Below are 16502 nucleotides of genomic sequence, written 5' to 3'. Positions count from 1 at the left end.
TATTCACCTCTCAAGCTTAGAGACCCCAGATGATTAACGGGATTATGATTACCATCACCAGTGAAAAGAGGAAACCCAGTGCAAAGCCAACGAACCCGGTAGCCATAACTCCTGAGTCCAGTTTCTGGTTCCTCGCAATCAGCTGTGCTCTGTACCGGATGCTTTCAACGGTAGCGTCGATTCCACCCATCTGGGGGTTAAGCACCATTGGGACTCCTTTTCCTTCTTCGGCCATATTCATTACCTCCCAAGCAGTAATAACCCAAGCAGGGATATGGTTATAGTCAGTCCGATCATGGCACCTTCAACCTTACCGGCGTGGATCCCCGAGTGGAACTTGTTCAGGTTTCCTATGTCAAGCATCCGGGCTTCAATGCCCTTCAAGCGGCTGCGGATTACTGCAATTTCTCCGGAAACCGGCCTGACAACACCGCCCTCTTCTTCTTCCTCGCCTTCTTCACTGATCTCTAAGATCAGAGGTTCGGCGTCAAAAGCACCGGGGTCTTTTGACACAAGTTCCCTCACCTTGGCGGTGATGGCACCCATGTCTTCGGTGTCAAGGAGGTTGACGGTCTGGATCTGTGCCTGGAAGCGGGCAACTGCTTCAGGATTCAGGTTTTCAACATAGGGAATGGCACCGATTGCTCCTGCGATCCTGTTGTCTTTCACACCGTTTGCATGCAGGCTGAGCATTGCCTGTCCTGTGATGTGCCCTTTAACTTCTGCTCCTGTAACGATCAGGTACCTGATGTTAGGGTTTGAAATTACGTGGGCAACGACCTTTTCAATACCGAGGTTTTCGGTCTTGCAGGACCCGGTAATTGCTGCTCCGGCATCGAGAACCGGTTTGCCTGCAAGGTGTGATGCGCAGGTAATTACTGCAACACAGCTCTTGACATCGCCGACTTCGTATTCACCTTTCAGGATCGGCCATCCCGGTGCTGGCTCTCTCTTATTTACCATTTTACACCACTCCTCGCATCAGACTGTATATGTATATGATCAGTGCCAGCAGTCCGCTGAAGGCAAGCCCTACAACTACTCCGTAGAAGGAGTTTCCATATATTCCGGCCAGGTAGGAGGTGTTCTCACGCCCGGGCCAGGAGTTCATCAGCTGTTTGCTGGGGGCGAGGGAGTTCACGAGGTCTTCTGCAATTCCTTCAAGTTTGTCCAGCCTCTCAAAGACCGGTTCCATGGAATATGCAATTGAGTCTTCCCTCTCCTCTGCCACAAGGGCAGTGTCAGGGTCAAGGACCAGGTGTACTTCGGGGGCTATGCGAATCATGCTCATTCTAATTCCTCCGCACTTGGAAGCAGACCGGTTCCAACCACCGCGTGGGCGTCTCTCTTGACGAATCCGTAGTACTTGTTGAAGGCCATGTACCAGATGGCGAGTCCCACGAGAACTGTCACAATGGCTGCTCCCATTCCTTCGTTGATTGAGGATGCAATGCCTGAAATGATCATTGCAAGGGATGCCTTTTCAACAGCTACTGACAGGGTTCTGTCTTGCTTTTCGTCAGGCCCGAGGTTTGCGTTGAAGGGGTGAAGGATTCCCATACCGCCGATGATAAAGATCATTGCGATAAACCCGGTTGAGACTACATTCTCGATTACGGCTCCGTATTCGAAGCTACCTGCAATGACGGTGCTAAGCCCGATGATTGCAAGGGTTCCTGCACCTGCGATTTCCACCATGGCCCGTTCCATGATCGGAATTCCCATGCCGATTACCTTGTTTGCAAGTACCCCGATTATAGCACCGATAACTGCTGCTGCAATGAAGGATACGATCGGGCCTGCGATTCCACCGACTGAAAGTCCGAAAAGCGCAGCGACAATACCCATACCAAGGGCGATCATACCGATGGACGGAACCCCTGTACCAAGCCCGTAGCTTGCCACACGGCGTACCGCATCAGCACCCCATACTATGGCGCAGATTGCCCCGATGCCTCCTAAGAAGGAAAAAGCCGGGTTTATACCTGAGAGGAAGTGAGCAAGGTAAATCCCTAAAAGGCCTCCAGCTGCACCGATGCCTATTATTGTGTTTGGGGGATAGCCGCCTTTGGCTTCTCCTCCTGCTCCACCTGCAGACATTTTAGAGACCTCCCATTTGTGAAATTGCGATTACTGCCACAATTGCACAGAAAATCGTTGCGACAAAGGAAGAAATAACCGCTTTCGGCCACTTTTTCCACTTGGGGTCGTGGAATCCTTCGATGGTACCTCCAATGTTGTAGGAAGGAATCACAGCGTTCACGAAGAAAATCCCGACAGCGAAAATGCCTACGAGTCCGACCAGGTTTGCATTAACTTCCGTGACTGCCATACCTACTTTCAGGAGAGCGTAGTAAATGAGGGCTCCACCGATGCCACCAAGGGCACCACCGATAACACCGCTGACGAAGCAGACGGTCGGAAGCCCGTGTCCTTCAGTACCCTGGGACACGTAGAGGTCCTGGCGGTCGTGGGTGAGGGGGTCGACCTTAACCTTTGCGGAAGAAGGTACGCAACCTACACCGTAAACGTATACCCAGGTCCCGACTATCATGGTGACTGCAATCATGATCATTGCACCCACTGCACCAGAGGCCAGGATAAGGGGAAGGTTGTCCACCACATTCATCACGTACCCGGCACTTACAAGCCCGGTAAGGCCTGCTCCGGCAGCGAGCTGCACAGTCCCGGTTCCGATACCGGTTGCCTGGGCCATAGCTGCAGGCGCACCGCCCACAGGCACGAAGTGAACGCTCCAGGAAATCAGGACGCCGCCGATCACAATCAGGGCCATCCAGACGATGTTTGCCATGATGTCAATCATGCTGCTGCCTCCTCTTCAGTTTTGTCTTGCTTGTACGGTCCGAACGCATTGCGTGCGGCGACTTCGATCTTTCTGTTCCAGAAAATTAAGATAAGGACAATAATTACTCCTGCAACTACTGAGAGCCAGCCTTCTGCTACCCCTCTTGCAGGATCAAAGACAGTTGTTATCCAGTTGCCCAGGAAAACAGTCATACCAAAGGCAATCCCTGTGACCGGTCCGCCGAACTTAGCACAGAACCAGGAGTTGTCGTACCCGTTCCTGAGCCCGGATTCTGCAAACCTGACAATGTTTCCTGAGTTTGAAGCGTTCAACCCGGAACCGAATTCGAACTGCTGGAATTCACGCTCTGCACCGTAGTGGACGTCCCCTGTTGACGAGCCGATTGCACCTACCGTAATACCCCAGATAAAGGCCAGCAGGGGCAGGGGGAAGGGGTGGCTCAGGACAGAGTCCATGAGGAACGACACTACCAGGATACAGAAAGTCGTTATAAACGCATATCCCATGATTACGGGGGTGTGGCTCCGGATCATGTCCAGGTATACCGGCTGCTTAAAACGTCTCTGACTGGCGGCCCTGCCCATTGTAGAAGTCACGGCAAAGGTTCCGTGGACCATTGCTGCAATGAGGGCACCGAATACCAGTGCAAAGAGGGGGGAGAGACTGAATTCATCCATTAATACAACAGCGCCGGTTGCACCAACCGCACTCATTAATGCGTTTGATGGTGGTTCACCAGAAACAGCTTTGTTATAAATTCTGTGCGGAAACATCATTTGGGGAGCTAATTGAACCTGCGAGTTAGGGTTACTCTGGGACCCTACATCGGATTCAAGGTCTTCTGAGGCACCTGCAATGGTTGCAGCTACACCAATAAGGGCCAGAACTCCCATGCTTATGAGTGGTTCCATTCATTTTCCTCCTTTATTTTATTAACATGTTAATAAGTTGGATTCGAAAATACGCTGTACATTTTTCTGGAATCATTTGCCATATCATTGCAAAGAAAAATGATGATGACTAGCGTTAATTTTTGGATTAGAGAGGATCATTCTTAAACCTTTCGAAATAAGGTTGCATTTAAAATATTATTATATGATTATATATTATACATATATTTTTATATGAATGGTTAACAGAGAAATCCTCTCTTAAATTAAATATATATAAAAAAGCAAATTATACTCTTTTCAATATCATATAAAGATTGCGATCTTTTCTGACCAAGTTTTTTTCACTAATTTATAAATATTTTCTGCCATTTTTTATTTTTATAGTTCCATATGCTATTTTATTTCCATATTTAATATTTTTATCTGATCATATAGTACGAATTTCAATATTTTTTTATATTTTATGACAGTTGATATATTTGGCGAAAACCCGCTTTAATATACTACTATGTTTATATTTATGGTGTCTTATTTTCTCCGCGGAACTATATATTTTCTCCCTAACTGCTTTATAATTTATCTTCCAAAGTTAACGCGATAACACTTATTTATATAAAAATATGTTGGCAGGTATGAAATTTTATATGAGAGGGAAATTCAGGCAGACTTTTTCACTGGAACACGGCTGATGAGCTCATTTTTCTTTCCAGCCTTTTACATCCCGACTGATGCCGCAAGGATAATTTTTCAAAATTTATTCTCTTCCTGTTCTGGCAAAAGAATTATTATATTTACTTTCCCTTCTTAGTGCGTGATTATCGGAGCCTCATCCTTTGCCGGTCCCCTTGAAGAACTGAAGGGGAATGTGGATTCAATAGAACTGTATATCCCTAAGCTGGGAGTTTACGACGGTTTGGTACTGGAAAAGGACAAACTGGACAGAATCCTTGATGAAATCTCCGTATATGAGTTTGAAAGTACAATTCATGCTCCCTATTTTGCAGCGGACCCGAAATATCCTCCAGTCCTCCGGCTGGACACCGCAAAGATGGGAAGAAGGGAGTTTGCCCTCATGGAAGAGTCCATCACCCTTGCAAACCGGATAGGTGCCAGGGTTGTCGTAATGCATCCCGGAAGGGTCGGGCAGGACCGGGAAAATTCATTTTCTTCAATGGTTGAAAACCTTGGCTTGCTCGCCAGCACTGCTGAGGACTATGGGGTCATGCTGGGCCTGGAGAATAAAGAAGGTACGGACCCTCTTAACCTCTGCTGTGAGGCTGAAGAACTTTGCAGGGCCGTTGAAGCCGTAAATTCCGGAAACCTGAAAGTTACTTTTGACATCGGGCACGCCAACCTCACCTGCGGAGGCGACCCTGAAAAACTGAAACGTTTTGTGCGTCTTATCCGTGAACACATTGTCCACCTCCATCTGCACGACAACGGCGGGCAGTGGACGGAAAAGTATGACGGGGACGAGCACATGGCTCCCGGGAAGGGTTGCGTGGACTTCTCAGCGCTTAAACTGCTTTCCGGCTACCGGGGTGTCTACAATCTGGAAGTATTCTCATTAGAAGACGTCCGGCTGGGAAAAAATATCCTGGAAAATGCCCTGAAACCCTGAGAATAAGCCCCTGTTCCGGGGAAATCCGGAAAATTGTAGAAATGCCGGACCCGCACCTTAATGGTTTTTGAGTCCGGAAGTTTCCTTTTTTAAAAATAAGCAATTATAGAAGGAGCCATGGAGGCTCCTTTTTCAGGCGATAGTATGGAACTCCAGAGAGACTCCTTTCTGGCCCAGTACGCTCTTTAACTCTTCATAGGCTGTGAACAGTTCTTTTTTCTGCCTGCCCACGGTCTCGAGCCTGGGTTCGGCTTTGAGCCAGATGTCTTTGTCTTCGCTTCCCCGCGTGACCGAGACGCAGGCTAGCATGTCCCCATGGGTCAGCCTGTACACGGAATCCATCCCTGTGGGGGTGACCCAGGCAGGAGAGCTGGATTTCAGTTTTTCAACCAGCTCGTGCCAGCTAAGGGTACTGGATGCCCGAAGGTTAAGCTGGAGGTGGGCACGTTCTCCGGTAACCTTCTCATCGACATTCCTGAGGAAGGAGCTGTATGCAGGGTCCATTTCATTTATGTCCCTGGCTTCGTAGCGGGCCAGATCTTCGGCTTCCTCTTCGAAGAAGGGTGCAAGGTTGATCCTGCTTGAGGGTTTTGTCATCAGGGAGACCCCGAAGAAAGCAATTGCACTCAGGGCCATTCCCACGATAACCCCGTGGCTCATGAGGACCGGGTGGATGGTTTCAAGGTAGTAGGGTGCCAGGGGTGGGGTCTTTATAAGGTCAAGGGCCACCAGGGCAACCTGGACTACGAATCCCACTGCCATTCCTGCAAACGCTCCTTCCTTAGTAGCCCGTTTCCAGTACAGGCCGCCCATTAGGGGGAAGAAGTAGGATGCGCTGGCGATGAAGGTTGCAATGTGAATGGCATCGATAATATTGGGGATGACAAATGAGCCTGCTGTTGCCGCAAGCACAATGATGAGCACACTGATACGGTTTACCACCAGCATCTCTTTCATCGTGGCATCGGGTTTTATGTACCTCTGGAAAATGTCCCTTGAGATACAGGAAGCTCCGGAGGTTGCAAAGGTATCCGCACAGGACATGGAAGCTGCGGCAAGCCCGATTGCACTGAGGGCTATGAGCAGGGGGGAGGAGACGAAACGTTCGTTTACAAAGGTCAGGAGTGCGGGTTCGGCCAGGGCCATTCCTGCAGGGAAGCCCATTGCCGCTATTTCAGGATATATGGAGTTGAGGGCTATTGCAATCACGGCACAGGCCCCGAAAACCACAATTATCATAAGGGACCCGATGATCATTCCGAGGCGAGCGGATTTTGCGTCCCGGGCAGCCCAGACCTTCTGCCAGGGGTCCTGCTCGGTGATCCAGCCGGGGATAATGGCCAGGATATAGATCAGAACAAGGGGAAGACCGATTGATAGGGGATTCCACCAGCCGTCAGGTACGTTTCCGAAAAGTTCGGAGCTGCTTATTGCAGGAGTGTCGAGTCCTCCGCTGGTTACCGTTCCCACTGCGGCAAAAGCCATGGCCACTGTGAAGATGGCAAGGAAGGCGAACTGGATTACATCTGTCCAGACGACCGCCGACAGCCCCCCAAGGGTTACATACAGGGAGACCGCAATAGCAACAATGGCTGCAGCGTACAGAGGGTCAAGGCCGTAAAAGACCTGCAGCACCAGAGAAAGCCCTGTTACGTCGGCTACTGCAAAAAGAATCATTACGACAGTGATAATCAGGGCAATCGGCCATCTGACTGCACTACCATAGCGCTGTTCCAGAAGTTCGGGCTGGGTAATTGCGGGCAGGTTTTTGATTTTTCCCACAAGCACCGCAATGATCAGGAGGGCAAGGATATTAGGAGCGACGAATCCCCATATCGAGCCCATTCCAAGGAGCATGTAAAACCCGATAACCGCAAGAATTCCACCGGCTGTGAGCCAGGACGCAGCAGCTGAAAAACCCAGGGCTGAAGGGCCTATCCTGCGCCCCGCAAGCCAGAAGTCGGTAACTGATTTCTGTTTTTTATTGAAATACCAGCCAATGCCTACAAGTCCGGCTAAATAGACTGCAAGCAGTGCCAAGAAAATATTATAACCATCCATAAGGACACCTTCAAAAATATTATATGATTTGTATATTTGTATGTTTTATAAAGAGTTTTCTGAATAAAACTATTAATATAAAGTTACTAAACATAAGGTTACTTTTTTTATTTTGTCTTTATATTTGCACACAGGTAAGTAATTTTTTACTTCTATTCTACTATTTATTTATTCCTCCGGGGTATGGGGGCTGCTTTTTCATCTCACACTCAAGTGAATTTGAGTTTTCAATTGTTTTTGCTTCCCGGTTTTTTTAGAGGGAATATTCCCCAATTTTTCTGGGGGAAAACGCTCTTATAGGGCTTTTGATGTGATTTTTTCTATCTGATGCCCTTCCTGGATGGAATAAAACGGCAATTTTGCTCAAAAGCTTTATAATTGTTATGTTCAAAACCACATATCTATGAAAGATAAAACCCGAGTTTTTAAGGTAATAGCGGTTTTCGCAGTCCTGGCAATTACATTTGCAGGGCTTGGGTGTGTTGACAACCAGACAGAAGAAGAGAATGGCGGAACAGTTGAAAACGGGTCTGAAGGAGTTCCTGCAGGTGAAGCGGCTGTCCTGAAGGTTTTCCATGCAGGAAGTTTGAGCGTGCCCTTTGAGGAACTTGAACAGGAGTTTGAAGCCCGGAACCCGGGTGTGGATGTCCAGAGGGAAGCTGCAGGCAGTGCACAGAGTGTACGGAAAATTACCGAACTCGGGAAAAACGCTGATGTCCTGGCGTCTGCGGACTACAACCTGATCCCGGCCATGATGATGCCGGAGTATGCGGACTGGTATGCGGCTTTTGCAAGGAACCAGATCGTTATTGCTTACACGAATGAAAGTATGTACAGCGACGAGGTCAACGCAGACAACTGGTACGAAATCCTCAGGCGTCCGGGGGTTCGCTACGGTTTTTCCAACCCGAACGATGACCCCTGCGGGTACCGGACCCAGATGGTAACCCAGCTCGCAGAATCCTATTACGGGGACAGCCAGATATACGATGACCTGATCCTGGATCTTACAGGCATGACCGCCACGGAAGAAAACGGAACTTTTATGGTTCATGTCCCTGCATCCGAAGCCCTTGCCCCGGATACAGATAAGATCATGCTCCGGAGCATGGAAGTCGAACTTTCTTCTGCTCTTGAGATGGGAGAAATCGATTACTTCTACATCTACCGCAGTGTTGCTGTGCAGCACGGTTTTGAGTTCGTGGAACTTCCTGCTGAAATTGACCTGGGCTCCATTGAATATGCCGACAATTACAAGCTGGTCCAGGTGGAGATGGCAAACGGAGAAGTTGTTACCGGTACTCCTATCGTGTACGGGATAACGATTCCCAAAAACGCTGAAAACCCCGAACTTGCCGTTGAGTTCGTAAAACTTCTCCTTGAAGAACCCGGACAGCAGATCTTCATCGAAAATGGGCAGCCTCCGATAGTTCCTGCTTTTGCGGATGGGAAGGAGTCAATGCCGGAAGAACTGCAGGGTCTTGTGCAGTAAGGATTAAATTGCAAATAACAGCGAAAAATTGCAAATAACAGCGAAAAATTGCAAATAACAGCGAACCGTAATTCCCTGGGTTTAAAATCCGGTTTCACACCCCTGGCATTAAGGTATATCTCCTGAAACCGGAGCCCCAGGGAACTACTTTATAACAAAAACGGAAGTAAAAGGGTATCATATGAAGACCGTGATCCGAAGAAAGAGAAAAATCGAGCCTCTTACTTTTGTATTTTCCCTTTTATTGCTCTTCCTTTTCTCTTTTATTTTTGTGACCCTTGCAAACATGATATTCGGGCAGGTGTTCGACGACTTCCCCGGGCTGGTGAAAGCTGCAAAAAACAGCTCAGTCATGGGCTCAATTTTTCTTTCTCTTTATGCAGGCTTTCTAGCCACCCTTGTAGCCCTATTCATCGGGGCTCCTGCAGGCTACATCCTTGCAAGGTTTGATTTCCCTGGGAAAAGGCTGGTTGAGAGCATCATCGATGTGCCGGTTGTGGTCCCTCATACGGTTGCAGGAATTGCCCTGCTTACGGTTTTCGGGTCCCGTGGGCTTATCGGCGGTCCGCTTGAACCCTATGTTCAGTTCCGGGATGCCCTTCCGGGAATCGTGGTTGCCATGCTCTTCGTATCCGTGCCGTACCTTGCCAATTCTGCAAGGGAAGGCTTCAAAAGTGTTAACCCGAGACTTGAGAATGCCGCACGCTCCCTGGGTGCCCCTCTATGGAAAGCCTTTTTCTTTGTAACCCTCCCGCTTTCGGCAAGGCACCTCCTTGTGGGGGCTGTCATGACCTGGGCAAGGGCTATCAGTGAGTTCGGAGCCGTTGTGATGATCGCCTACTACCCGATGATAGGGCCCACACTGATCTATGACCGTTTCCTTTCATACGGGCTTTCGGCATCAAGGCCGATTGCTGTCCTCCTTATACTTATCACGCTTTCCATATTCATAGTGGTCAGGATTCTTTCCGCTGGCTGGAGCATTTATGATAGAGATTAAAGCCCTTTCCCGGAAATGGAAAAATTTTTCCCTGAATTCCCTGGACCTTGAGGTCAGAGACGGGGAGTATTTTGTGATCCTCGGGCCTACCGGGGCCGGAAAAACCCTCCTTCTTGAGCTTATTGCAGGTTTTCACGTCCCCGATTCCGGCAAAATCCTGATTGACGGAAAAGACGTAACATGCCTCCCTCCAGAAAAGCACGGCCTTGCCTTTGTCTACCAGGACTATTCCCTCTTCCCGCACATGAGCGTTAAAAAGAATATCGAGTTCGGGATGCGGATGAAGAAAATAAAAGCTCCTGAAAAGATCCCGGAAATTGCTAAAGACCTGAATATTTCCCACCTGATGGACCGTCACCCTGCCACACTTTCCGGAGGGGAACAGCAGAGGGTTGCACTTGCACGAGCGCTTGTGGCCGATCCCGGGATCCTGCTCCTTGACGAACCCTTAAGCGCACTTGACCCAAGAACGCAGGACAGCGCCCGGGAAATGCTTTCTTCCATCCATAAAAAAAAGAAATTGACTGTGCTTCATATTACCCACGACCAGACCGAAGCCCGGATCATGGCAGACCGGATTGCGGTGATAATGGACGGGGAACTCGTCCAGGTGGGGACCCCGGAAGAGATTTTTGAAAAGCCTGCGGACGACAGGGTTGCCAATTTCGTTGGCTTTGAAAATGTCCTGAAAGGCAGGGTCGTTTCTGCGGGAGGAGGGGGTGTACGCATTGAGGCCGGAGAAATGCTGCTTGAAGCTGCCTCAGACGCTTCTTTAGGAGACCTGGTGTATGCCTGCATGAGGCCGGAAAACATAGTTTTAAGTAAGACCTCCGCACAATCCAGCATCAGAAACTCGTTTCAGGGCACTGTGACTGAAGTCCGGGCGCTGGGCGCCCTTGTAAGGGTGAAGGTGGACTGCGGGGCCAGCCTCAATGCCCTCATAACCCGGCAGTCGGCAGAGGAAATGTTTCTTGCCCCGGGGGTGCCTGTATACGTGCAGTTCAAGGCATCTTCTGTCCACGTGCTCCGGTAAAGGTGAAGGTCTGTGAAAGCTAAGACAAAGCTCTGGTTTACCGAAGAAGGAAAAACCGTTATGGGTGCCGGAAGGGCCGATTTATTTAAAGCCATAGATGAGACTCACTCTCTAAGGCAGGCCTGCATGAAACTTGGAATTTCTTACAAACATGCCTGGATGATGCTGAAAAAAATGAATGAAGCCCTCGGCGAGCCTGCAGTTGTCACGGTGCGCGGGGGAAAGGACCAGGGGACTTTCCTTACCGACTTCGGAAGGAAACTTCTGGCCGAATACGAAACAAGCAAAAAGCTCATCAATGAAGCCGTAGGAGACGAAACTTCCTGGGAAAATGTGGGCTTCAAGCTTTCCGCCAGGAACAGGCTTCCCGGCAGGGTACTTGAAGTGGAAAAAAGCGGGCTGGTTTCCAAGATCACGATTGAGATTGAACCTTCATTCCTTACCTCCGTGGTCACGGAAGAGGCTGTTGAAAAGCTCGATATAAAGCCCGGAGACCGGATTTATGCGGTTATCAAGTCTACCGAGGTAATGGTCGCAAAAGCTGCAGGTGAAAAAGAAACCTTAAAAGCCGGTTCAAAAGAAGCTGATTCTTTCGATTGAATACCTTTTTTCAGCACTTATTAATTTTTTTATAATATTTTGGCCTCCCGGAAATTCTTGAGGCACATTGATGGAAAACCTCCAATTGAAGTATTTTCGATGTAAAAATTAAAGTATTTCAAATAATTGAAATGTTTTCTATGAAAAAAGTTGGGGCCTCTCCGGTTTGAGGGGGTTCTCAAACCGAAGGGTTTCCCTGCCGGGAATCATGGATTTTTTTAAGCCGTTCTTTTCAATTCTGCTGCTTTTTCCTGAACAGGACAAAGCAGGCTGCAAGGGCCATGAATGCAATGCCGCTTCCAAGCTGGTATCCGGGGAGGCTTTTTTCTGCGGGCAGGACTTCTGTGTTGATCTTGACACTGTCTGAGATCTGGTCATGTCCGTCGGTGTCCTCGTAGAGGATTTCGCTGTTCAAGGAGTAGGGCTTGGGAGTTGCGTCCTCGTCCACGTCCATGTCAAAAACGGCAACCGCACTTTCTCCCGGGTTCAGGGTGCCCAGGTAGGCCTGGTCATCAGTGGTACTGAAGGGGTCGCCTGCACTGACCCTCACAGTGGCGTCTTTTGCGGGGTCTTCTCCTATGTTTTTATAGGTGACGTAAAGCATGCCGCCGGTATCCGGGTAGAGTTCGCCCTTAACCTCGGTGACTTCGAAGTAGGGCTCTTTCTTGACCTCTACTTCTATGGTCTGGGTCTGGGTCTTGTTTTCATACCAGATCCCTACCTCATGGTTTGTTACCAGGCCGGTAGTGCTGTCAAAATCGTCTCCGCCTACCTGCACATTGTTCTGGTATTTGTACGAAAGTTCAAGGGTTAAGGGGTAAGTGCCGGCAGGGGCATTTTTATTGATCTCAATGGTAAACTTTGTGGGGCTTGAACTGTCCTTTCCCTGTTTGAGGGTACCTGCTTCCTGGGACCCGGATTTAACCTTGATGTTCGGATCATCGGATTTGAGGGTTGCAAGGATGCCAATTGCTGTTACGGCCTGGGCTTCGTACTGCATTTCGGCCTGCTGGAGCATCTCGTCTTTGTAATCTCCGATGTCAACGTCGTTTTCGGACTTAAATCCGGAAATTGCACCTTTGTTCATCATCGTGATGCTGAGGGTCACTGTGTCCCCTCTGGAATACTCGTTGTCTCCCAGCAGGGTGGCGCTGATGTCCGGGCCTCCGTAGACCGTGTAGTAATTGTCACTGATGTCGAAATTCTCTGGTAAGGCTGCCTGTACGGGCAGGGCTGCAAGGCCCAGGATCAGAAGGGCAGTGGCTGCAGTAAAAATTCCTTTTTTATTCATTATCGTCACCTGATGCATTCTCGTCATTGTATTTTCTTCTGTTCCGGTGCATGTTTACGATCTGGTAAAGAGCGATAAGGATTATCAGTATGATTGCTATGCTTGTTATGCTGATTTTTTTCTCGGATGCTTCAAGAGGCACATTCACTTTCAGGTTTTCTGAAAAGGAGGTTTCTCCGTCTTCATCAATGTACCTTATTTCACTATCAATGCCGTAATTTTTTACAACTGCGTCCTTGTCTGCTGAAATTTCGAATGTAGCAGTCCTGCTCTCCCCTGGCCCGATGTCCCCAAGCCTGATTATGGACTTCTCCGTGGCCAGGGGGCTCATGACAACTATCCGGGCCATAGCATCTTCTGCTGTTGTTTCCCTTATATTTGTATAGGTCACCCCAATGACTCCGGTTTCCCCCTGTTTCAGGCTTCCGGAAACTTCCGTTACTTCGAATTTCGGCTTGCTTTCAATCGAAATTGGCAGGCGGAGTATTGTGTCTTTTGTCTTGTATTCTCTTGTGAATTCAGTATTCGTAAGCCCCAGATTTATTACTGCGGCTGTTGCGGTCCGGACGTTTGCCTGGTACTCGTAGCTTACGGGCAGCAAGAGTTCGTAGTTTCCGGCAGGTGTGTCCCCATCGACTCTTATCGTGAAGCGGAGGGTTGCAGTGTGTCCGGTTTCAAGCTCTTCCACGCCCCTTAAGCTGGTTGTGGGCTCGACTTCAATGTACTCCGTTTCCGAGACAAGGGTGGCTTCGAGATCTTTTGCTGTTGTGCATTCTTCTTCTTCTTCCAGCTCTGCCACTGCAAGCAATTCCTCAGCGGATTCTTCGATGTTGCTCTGGTTCACACTCAGCCGCTTGAAACCTTCTATGTATCCCTCGTTCACTATTTTTACCTGGATGTCTGCGGTTTCACCCCGGCTAAACTCGGGATCTCCTACAACACATGCCTGAAAGGCTGGCTCTCCGTAGCTCCGGTAGTAGTCCACGGTGTACCCGTAGTCAGGGATGATAAAGTTCACTTCATCATCATTATCATCGTTTCCAAGAGCTGGGGCCGCGGTTGTTAAGAGAACTGATAGAATAACTGAAATTGCAATGAATGTTTTTACGATCTTCTGTACTGTTTCATTTTTGGGCTCTTTCATCAGATATCCGCCCCTTGAACTTGTTTTCCTGCTTGTTTCTGTGCCGTTTGCGCGCCTCTTTTTTTATCCCGCCAGGTATCTAAGACGACGATCAGGGGCGGGAATACTATAAAGGTAGCTATAAGGGCTAGCAGGACATCGATGACCGTTACGATCCCGAAGTCGCTTATCATCGCAAACGGGGACGCAATAAGGGCCATGAACCCGAACACCGTTGTGGCTCCCGAGGCAATGATCGCCGTACCTATCTTCGTGCTTGCCTTATGGATAGCTTCAAGAGGACTTGCACCTGCTTCTTTTTCCTCGAAGTAGCGTTCCATCATGAGAATTGCGTACTCGGACCCTACCCCCAGGATCAGGGCTCCAAGGGTTGCGGTCATGGGGTTGTAGTCCAGGTTCAGGTAGTCCATCACCCCTCCGGACCAGCCTATCACGATAAACATGGGAATGACCGGGGTCAGGGCTTTTAGCCAGTCCCTGTAAATCACAAAGAGCCCGGCCAGCACAAGGGCAAGCCCGAGGAAGGTCATCTGCACCCTGCCGCTGGTAAGTGCGGTTATGACTTCTATGAAGACCACGTTGTTTCCGGTAATCGTGACAGATGTGCCCGGAGGCGCCGGCATCCACCCGATGTCCTCTCTTACGATGTTGGTCAGCTCTTTGATCCCGGTTACTTTTATGTCGGAGACGGCATTTCCTATGTCAAAGTTCAGGAGAAGCATGTTTTTCCCGTACATGTAGCGGTCTTTTTTGTAGTCCGGGATCTGTTCGTAGATTGCTTCGATTTCCTGGGCACTGTCAGGGATTATCCCTCCGTTTAACTCTTTTACAAGCGGGACGATGCTTGATGCGCTGTATATATGCCCTCTGCCGTTCACCTCATGTTCGCTGAACTCGTCAATCCACTGCAGGACTTCCGGATCGGCAGTGTCCTTGACCTTTATGATGAGGTTCAGCTGGTCGGTTCCCCCCATGATGTCGCCCATGTGCTGCAGGTCTATAAGTGCAGGCATGTCCTGGGGAACAAAAGTCGTAACGTCCGTCTGGATGCCCACGGACTGGTCGGCATAAATGCCTCCGAGACATAGGAGGGCTGCAATCCCGAGCACAACAACATCATATTTTATTGTGAAGTCTGTAAGCCTCTTCAGGAATTCCTCAAGTTTCTGGGTTTTCGCATGCCCTTCAACGTGCTTTTCTGCAGCTTTCCCGTCCTTTCCCCTGTCAGGCCTTATCCTGCTCTTCATCTTTCCTACCAGGTTCTTTTCCGAGGCCCGGTCAAAGAGGGATATGGTGACGATGCCTACAAATATGGCAGCGATGTAGCACATGACTATCCCGATCATGAGGAGTTTTCCAAAATCCCTTATCATGGGTACGGAGGACGTAAAAAGGGACACGAACCCAAGAGCAGTCATGCCCAGGGCGACAAGGACTGCTGGGCCTGTATTTTTAACGGTTGCTACAACAGCATGGGTCCTGTTTTTGTTTTCCTGCAGTTCTTCTTCCATTCTGTTATGGAACTGGATGGCATAATCGATCCCAAGCCCTATCAGCACCGGGAACGCAGCCATGGAGACCATGGAGAGGGGAATTCCAAGGTAACCCATGGCTCCGAAGGTGTATATGATCCCCAGAAGGACAACGGGCAAAGGCAGCAGTTTCCAGCGGACGTGCCTGAAGACAAGGTTTAGCACGATAAGCATGAAGAAGGCGGAAATTCCAAGAAGAGGCCCCATGCTTGAATTCATCTCATGGTTCATAGAGATACTGAAAGCCGGGTCGCCTGTTACTATGATGCTGTATGAAGGGGGAAATTCCGAAAATGCAATCGCTTCTTCGGTTGCGTACAGGATCTCTTCCTGTTTGGCTTCAGTGGTCGAGCCGGCCATTACCACTGAGATGAGCATGTGCGTATCGTCAGGGGTAAGCATCTCGAAGGCTTCAGGGTTTGCGTCAATTATCGCCTTTACTTCCTCGTCAGTATCAGGGACCGTATACCTGCCTGTCATCTGGTAATTTATGCCTTTGACAATGGAAGCCGGACTTGTGGTTTCGATAACGCCTTCAGTGGACTGTAGCTGGTGTTCGAGCCTGTCCACGGCCTTCATAAGGTCCGATGTTTTAACGTCATTTCCCTCTACCATCACCACAATTGATTGTGTCTGGAAGATGTTCAGGAAAAGGTGGTCAAAATCCTGGTACATCCGCGAGTCTTTCCCGACAAAAGTCTCTGTGCCGGACGCCATCTCGATCTTCTGTGCGCCCTGCATAGCTATGAAGATGAAAAGGAAAAAGACCAGAAGTATGGTCAGGCGGTTGTTCTGAATAAAAATACCTAGTTTTTCAAAAATATCTTTAATGGCGGATTCCCCTCAGATTTTTCTTGAAGTATAAAACGCAAGTAGTGCAGGAGCCCAGGGGGAGATCTCCGGTTTCCTGTTGATCTTTCCGGTCCGGTCGCAAGGTCTATCCACGCAACTGCTTTATTATTGTTCCCTCTATTTTTTAATAAATTCTTTTACCAAGGGCCTGAGGGT

15 protein-coding genes are annotated in these 16502 nt (G+C 49.1%); 5 read left to right on the top strand and 10 right to left on the bottom strand.

All coding sequences use genetic code 11. From position 1 onward, the window contains the following. Nucleotides 1-16: 16 nt before the first annotated feature. The 6 genes from FTO70_RS03010 to mtrE are packed head-to-tail and all read right to left on the bottom strand — an operon-like array spanning nucleotide 17 to nucleotide 3738. Nucleotides 17-241, bottom strand: coding sequence for a tetrahydromethanopterin S-methyltransferase subunit F (locus FTO70_RS03010; protein ID WP_255334212.1), 225 nt, complete (start codon nucleotides 239-241; stop codon nucleotides 17-19). Further along, nucleotides 241-963: a tetrahydromethanopterin S-methyltransferase subunit A gene (mtrA, locus tag FTO70_RS03005; RefSeq protein ID WP_255334211.1), complete on the bottom strand. Its 723-nt coding sequence runs from the start codon at nucleotides 961-963 to the stop codon at nucleotides 241-243. Before mtrA ends, FTO70_RS03010 begins: the two co-directional genes overlap by 1 nt. Nucleotide 964: 1 nt before the next feature. Beyond that, nucleotides 965-1291 (bottom strand): tetrahydromethanopterin S-methyltransferase subunit B, encoded by a 327-nt coding sequence (locus tag FTO70_RS03000; RefSeq protein ID WP_255334210.1) that lies wholly within the window; start codon nucleotides 1289-1291, stop codon nucleotides 965-967. Next, on the bottom strand, nucleotides 1288-2100 hold the full coding sequence (gene mtrC, locus FTO70_RS02995) for a tetrahydromethanopterin S-methyltransferase subunit MtrC (RefSeq protein WP_255334209.1): 813 nt from the start codon (nucleotides 2098-2100) through the stop codon (nucleotides 1288-1290). The genes FTO70_RS03000 and mtrC overlap by 4 nt, the downstream gene beginning before the upstream one ends. A gap of 1 nt (nucleotide 2101) precedes the next feature. Then, the gene (mtrD, locus tag FTO70_RS02990) at nucleotides 2102-2824 is read right to left on the bottom strand and encodes a tetrahydromethanopterin S-methyltransferase subunit D (protein ID WP_255334208.1); all 723 of its coding nucleotides are present in this window, start codon (nucleotides 2822-2824) and stop codon (nucleotides 2102-2104) included. Further along, complete coding sequence (gene mtrE / locus FTO70_RS02985; RefSeq protein ID WP_255334207.1) at nucleotides 2821-3738, bottom strand: tetrahydromethanopterin S-methyltransferase subunit E; 918 nt, start codon at nucleotides 3736-3738, stop codon at nucleotides 2821-2823. Before mtrE ends, mtrD begins: the two co-directional genes overlap by 4 nt. A gap of 793 nt (nucleotides 3739-4531) precedes the next feature. On the opposite strand from mtrE, the gene FTO70_RS02980 reads away from it, so the two are divergent. Then, nucleotides 4532-5341, top strand: a complete 810-nt coding sequence (locus FTO70_RS02980; RefSeq protein WP_255334206.1) for a sugar phosphate isomerase/epimerase family protein — start codon at nucleotides 4532-4534, stop codon at nucleotides 5339-5341. A gap of 132 nt (nucleotides 5342-5473) precedes the next feature. Here the strand turns inward: FTO70_RS02980 and FTO70_RS02975 are convergent, their stop codons facing one another. Beyond that, entirely contained in the window at nucleotides 5474-7402 is a 1929-nt protein-coding gene (locus tag FTO70_RS02975; RefSeq protein ID WP_255334205.1) for a sodium:solute symporter, read from the bottom strand. 403 nt (nucleotides 7403-7805) lie between these two features. On the opposite strand from FTO70_RS02975, the gene wtpA reads away from it, so the two are divergent. From wtpA to FTO70_RS02955, 4 genes are all read left to right on the top strand, one after another. Continuing rightward, nucleotides 7806-8894 (top strand): tungstate ABC transporter substrate-binding protein WtpA, encoded by a 1089-nt coding sequence (gene wtpA / locus FTO70_RS02970; RefSeq protein ID WP_255334204.1) that lies wholly within the window; start codon nucleotides 7806-7808, stop codon nucleotides 8892-8894. Nucleotides 8895-9075: 181 nt separating this feature from the next. Then, entirely contained in the window at nucleotides 9076-9894 is an 819-nt protein-coding gene (locus FTO70_RS02965; protein WP_255334203.1) for an ABC transporter permease, read from the top strand. Then, a complete protein-coding gene (locus FTO70_RS02960; protein ID WP_255334202.1) occupies nucleotides 9881-10927 on the top strand; it encodes an ATP-binding cassette domain-containing protein in 1047 nt (348 codons plus the stop codon). Before FTO70_RS02965 ends, FTO70_RS02960 begins: the two co-directional genes overlap by 14 nt. A 12-nt stretch (nucleotides 10928-10939) precedes the next feature. Next, complete coding sequence (locus FTO70_RS02955; protein ID WP_255334201.1) at nucleotides 10940-11527, top strand: TOBE domain-containing protein; 588 nt, start codon at nucleotides 10940-10942, stop codon at nucleotides 11525-11527. Between the two features lie 232 nt (nucleotides 11528-11759). Here FTO70_RS02955 and FTO70_RS02950 read toward each other — a convergent pair whose 3' ends face one another. From FTO70_RS02950 to FTO70_RS02940, 3 genes are read right to left on the bottom strand one after another with little or no spacing between them, the layout of a single operon-like run. Next, the gene (locus FTO70_RS02950) at nucleotides 11760-12818 is read right to left on the bottom strand and encodes a COG1361 S-layer family protein (RefSeq protein ID WP_255334200.1); all 1059 of its coding nucleotides are present in this window, start codon (nucleotides 12816-12818) and stop codon (nucleotides 11760-11762) included. Next, on the bottom strand, nucleotides 12811-13962 hold the full coding sequence (locus FTO70_RS02945; RefSeq protein ID WP_255334199.1) for a COG1361 S-layer family protein: 1152 nt from the start codon (nucleotides 13960-13962) through the stop codon (nucleotides 12811-12813). Before FTO70_RS02945 ends, FTO70_RS02950 begins: the two co-directional genes overlap by 8 nt. After that, nucleotides 13962-16325, bottom strand: coding sequence for an RND family transporter (locus FTO70_RS02940; RefSeq protein WP_255334325.1), 2364 nt, complete (start codon nucleotides 16323-16325; stop codon nucleotides 13962-13964). Before FTO70_RS02940 ends, FTO70_RS02945 begins: the two co-directional genes overlap by 1 nt. Nucleotides 16326-16502: the final 177 nt, after the last annotated feature.

This window comes from Methanosarcina sp. KYL-1, assembly GCF_024372725.1.
In the GTDB taxonomy this organism is placed as follows: domain Archaea; phylum Halobacteriota; class Methanosarcinia; order Methanosarcinales; family Methanosarcinaceae; genus Methanosarcina.
Note: the sequence above shows the minus strand (reverse complement) of the source record. Positions and strands in the feature narration are given on the sequence as shown.

Excerpts from the sequence above, each read along its gene's own strand:
- FTO70_RS03010 (WP_255334212.1), bottom strand. The coding sequence starts at position 241 with ATGAATATGGCCGAAGAAGGAAAAGGAGTCCCAATGGTGCTTAACCCC.
- mtrA (WP_255334211.1), bottom strand. The coding sequence starts at position 963 with ATGGTAAATAAGAGAGAGCCAGCACCGGGATGGCCGATCCTGAAAGGT.
- FTO70_RS03000 (WP_255334210.1), bottom strand. The coding sequence starts at position 1,291 with ATGAGCATGATTCGCATAGCCCCCGAAGTACACCTGGTCCTTGACCCT.
- mtrC (WP_255334209.1), bottom strand. The coding sequence starts at position 2,100 with ATGTCTGCAGGTGGAGCAGGAGGAGAAGCCAAAGGCGGCTATCCCCCA.
- mtrD (WP_255334208.1), bottom strand. The coding sequence starts at position 2,824 with ATGATTGACATCATGGCAAACATCGTCTGGATGGCCCTGATTGTGATC.
- mtrE (WP_255334207.1), bottom strand. The coding sequence starts at position 3,738 with ATGGAACCACTCATAAGCATGGGAGTTCTGGCCCTTATTGGTGTAGCT.
- FTO70_RS02975 (WP_255334205.1), bottom strand. The coding sequence starts at position 7,402 with ATGGATGGTTATAATATTTTCTTGGCACTGCTTGCAGTCTATTTAGCC.
- wtpA (WP_255334204.1), top strand. The coding sequence starts at position 7,806 with ATGAAAGATAAAACCCGAGTTTTTAAGGTAATAGCGGTTTTCGCAGTC.
- FTO70_RS02965 (WP_255334203.1), top strand. The coding sequence starts at position 9,076 with ATGAAGACCGTGATCCGAAGAAAGAGAAAAATCGAGCCTCTTACTTTT.
- FTO70_RS02960 (WP_255334202.1), top strand. The coding sequence starts at position 9,881 with ATGATAGAGATTAAAGCCCTTTCCCGGAAATGGAAAAATTTTTCCCTG.
- FTO70_RS02950 (WP_255334200.1), bottom strand. The coding sequence starts at position 12,818 with ATGAATAAAAAAGGAATTTTTACTGCAGCCACTGCCCTTCTGATCCTG.
- FTO70_RS02945 (WP_255334199.1), bottom strand. The coding sequence starts at position 13,962 with ATGAAAGAGCCCAAAAATGAAACAGTACAGAAGATCGTAAAAACATTC.